We start from the raw sequence: 3,307 nt of genomic DNA on the forward strand, positions 1-3,307 counted from the left end.
CTATCGGAAAAGGAGTGGCGAATGAAATACATGGCGACCTACGACCTGATGGAGACGGCGCGCACCACCAACCAGTGGCTCGGCGCGACGGCGCAGGCCATCGGCTCCTACCCTGCCGTCAGCATGGTGCCCAACCCGTTCTTCCGGCTTGTCGCGGCCTGGGGCGAGGTCACGGAACGCACCTTCGCACGGATGGTCGCCAAGCCGGACTGGAATATCAACACGGTGGTCGCAGGCGACGGGCGCGACCATATCGTCTCGGTCGAGAAGGTCGTGCAGCGCCCCTTCGGCGACCTGATCCATTTCCAGGTCCATGGACGTCCGCCAAAGCCGCGCCGGGTGCTGCTCGTCGCGCCGATGTCGGGCCATTATGCCACACTTCTGCGCTCGACCGTGGCGAGCCTGCTGCCCGATTGCGAAGTCTTCGTCACAGACTGGCACAATGCGCGCGACATCCCCGTCTCGGCAGGCAAGTTCGACGTCGAGGATTACACCCTCTACCTTGTCGATTTCATGAAGTTCCTCGGCCCTGAAACGCATGTGATCGCAGTCTGCCAGCCCGCACCGCTGACGCTGGCGGCGACCGCCTATCTGGCCGCCGAGGACCCCGACGCCCAGCCCCGGTCGCTGACGCTGATCGGCGGGCCGATCGACCCCGATGCCGCCAAGACCGATGTCACCGATTTCGGCCGCCGGGTGACCATGGGCCAGCTCGAACAGGTCGCGATCCAGCGCGTCGGGTTCAAATATGCGGGCGTCGGTCGGCTGGTCTATCCGGGGCTGTTGCAGCTTGCATCCTTCATATCGATGAATGGCGACCGCCATTCCCGGGCGTTCTCCGAACAGGTGCTGCGCGCGGCCAAGGGCGAGGCGTCGGACCACGACAAGCACAACCGCTTCTATGACGAATATCTTGCCGTCATGGACATGACCGCCGAGTTCTACCTGTCGACGGTCGAGCGTGTCTTCAAGCGCCGCGAGATCGCGCGCAATGTCTTCAAGGTGGCAGGCCGCAACGTCGATATCGCCGCGATCACCGATGTCGCGGTAAAGACCGTCGAAGGGGCGAATGACGACATCTCGGCCCCCGGCCAGTGCATCGCGGCGCTCGACCTGCTGACCGCCCTGCCCGAGTCGAAGAAGGCCAGCCATCTGGAACCCGGCGCGGGCCATTACGGCATCTTCGCGGGCAAGAGCTGGCGCAACAATATCCGTCCGCTGGTGCTGGACTTCATCGACGCCAATTCCGGCACGCCCGGAGCGGGCCGCGCGCATCTGCGCACCGTCTGAGGCCCCTTTCGAGGGGCGCCTGCGGCGCGGGGTATTTGGACCAGGAAGAAGCCAGGCGGCGCGTTCGATCAGCCCGTTGTCAGGTCGGTGATGGCGGCTTCGATCAACGCAAGGTTGTCCGGTTCCGAGAACCGGTGGTCGGCCCCCTTGACCAGCGTCAGGCGCGCATCGGCGCAGTCCATGTGGTCGAGCAGACGCAGCGCGACCGGAACGGGCACGTCCTCATCCGCCGTCCCCTGCAACAGCCGCACCGGAAAGGGCAGCCGCAGCGGCGTGCGCAGCACGAGGTTTGCGCGCCCGTCCTCGATCAGGCGGCGGGTGATCGTATAGGGTCTGTCGGCATAGGCGGACGGGATCTCGATCCGGCCTTCGGCCAGGATCCGGGCGCGCTGGTCTTCGGTGAAGCCCGCCCACATGCTGTCCTCGGTGAAATCGGGCGCCGCAGCGATGCCGACAAGGCCGGCCACGCGCTCGGGCATGGCGCGGGCGAACAAGAGCGCGATCCAGCCCCCCATCGACGAGCCGACCAGCACCAGCGGCCCCTCGGTCAGCGCGGTGATCGCCGCCCGCGCGTCCGCCGCCCAGTCGCCGATGCAGCCATCCGCGAAGGCGCCCGAGCTCTGGCCATGCCCCGAATAGTCGAAGCGCAGGAAGGCGCGGCCCTCTGCCCGCGCCCAGGCCTCCAGATGCCTGGCCTTGGTGCCGGTCATGTCGGACATGAAGCCGCCGAGGAACACCACCCCCGGCCCCGCGCCCGACAAGCGGTGATGGGCAAGGCGGCGTCCTTCGGGCGTGGTCAGGAACTCGGGTGCGAGCATCGGGACATCTCCTGTGGCGGGGCGAGCCTAGGCAGGCGGGCGGGCGGTCGCAACCCCGCCCCCCTTGCCCGGACCCGGCTTTTCCGCTTTGCTCGCCCCATGACCGGACCCCGTTTCACCGATCTCGTGGCCAGCCTGCCCGCCACCGTGCCCTTCGTCGGCCCCGAGACGCAGGAGCGCGCCCGTGGCCGTCCGTTCCGCGCGCGGCTGGGTGCCAATGAAAGCCTGTTCGGCCCCTCGCCGCGCGCCGTCGCCGCGATGCAGGAGGCCGCGCGGGAAGCCTGGAAATACGGCGATTCCACCAGCCACGACCTGCGCGCGGCACTGGCGGCCGATCTGGGCGTGGCGCCCGGGAATGTCATGGTCGGCGAGGGGATCGACGGGCTTCTGGGCTACCTGGTTCGGATGCTGGTCGCGCCCGGCGATCCGGTCGTGACCTCGGCCGGCGCCTATCCGACCTTCAACTACCATGTCGCAGGCTTCGGCGGCGCGCTGCATCTGGTTCCCCTTGCGGGCGATCACGAAGACCCCGACGCGCTGATCGCACGGGCGCGGGAGGTGGGGGCGAAGCTTGTCTACCTGTCGAACCCGAACAACCCAATGGGCAGCTGGCACCAGGCCGCGCGCGTGCAGGCGATGATCGACGCGGTGCCCGAGGGCACGCTGATGATGCTGGACGAGGCCTATATCGAGTTCGCCCCCGAGGGCACCGCGCCGTCCATCGACCCCGACGACCCGCGCGTGATCCGGTTCCGCACCTTTTCCAAGGCGCATGGGCTGGCCGGTGCGCGGGTGGGCTATGCCATCGGGGCGGCCCCGCTGATCGCGGGTTTCGACAAGGTGCGCAACCATTTCGGCATGTGCCGGATCAGCCAGGCGGGCGCGCTGGCCTCGCTGGGCGATTCCGCATGGCTGGCCGAGGTCGGCGCTCAGGTCGCTGCCGCGCGGGACCGGATCGGGGCCATCGCACGCGCGAACGGGCTGGTGGCGCTGCCCTCGGCTACCAATTTCGTCACCGTCGATTGCGGCGGGGACGGGGCGCTGGCGCGCGCGGTGCTGGCCGGTCTGGCCGAGCGCGATGTCTTCGTGCGGATGCCCGGCGTGGCGCCGCTGGACCGCTGCATCCGGATCTCGGCAGGGCCGGAGGATCAGCTGGATGTGCTGGCCGAGGCGCTGCCCGGCGCGCTGGCCGATGCAAG

At 68.7% G+C, this 3,307-nt stretch carries 3 protein-coding genes; 2 read left to right on the forward strand and 1 reads right to left on the reverse strand.

What is annotated here, in order from left to right; translation table 11 throughout:
- Positions 1 to 21: 21 nt before the first annotated feature.
- Entirely contained in the window at positions 22 to 1,290 is a 1,269-nt protein-coding gene (gene phaZ, locus ENN83_RS01275) for a polyhydroxyalkanoate depolymerase (RefSeq protein ID WP_287183146.1), read from the forward strand.
- A 68-nt stretch (positions 1,291 to 1,358) separates the two neighbouring features.
- Here the strand turns inward: phaZ and ENN83_RS01280 are convergent, their stop codons facing one another.
- Positions 1,359 to 2,108 carry an alpha/beta hydrolase gene (locus ENN83_RS01280; protein WP_287183140.1) on the reverse strand — a complete coding sequence of 250 codons (750 nt, stop codon included), beginning with the start codon at positions 2,106 to 2,108 and terminating at the stop codon, positions 1,359 to 1,361.
- Between the two features lie 99 nt (positions 2,109 to 2,207).
- Between ENN83_RS01280 and ENN83_RS01285 the strand changes: the two genes are divergently transcribed.
- Positions 2,208 to 3,307 (forward strand): pyridoxal phosphate-dependent aminotransferase (locus ENN83_RS01285; protein ID WP_287183143.1); only part of this gene is annotated, 1,100 nt, incomplete at its 3' end.

It is taken from the genome of Rhodovulum sp. (genome assembly GCF_011048875.1).
Lineage (GTDB): Bacteria > Pseudomonadota > Alphaproteobacteria > Rhodobacterales > Rhodobacteraceae > Rhodovulum > Rhodovulum tesquicola.

What these genes read in the sequence shown, in the direction of transcription:
- phaZ (WP_287183146.1), top strand. Translation starts at nt 22, where the DNA reads ATGAAATACATGGCGACCTACGACCTGATGGAGACGGCGCGCACCACC.
- ENN83_RS01280 (WP_287183140.1), bottom strand. Translation starts at nt 2,108, where the DNA reads ATGCTCGCACCCGAGTTCCTGACCACGCCCGAAGGACGCCGCCTTGCC.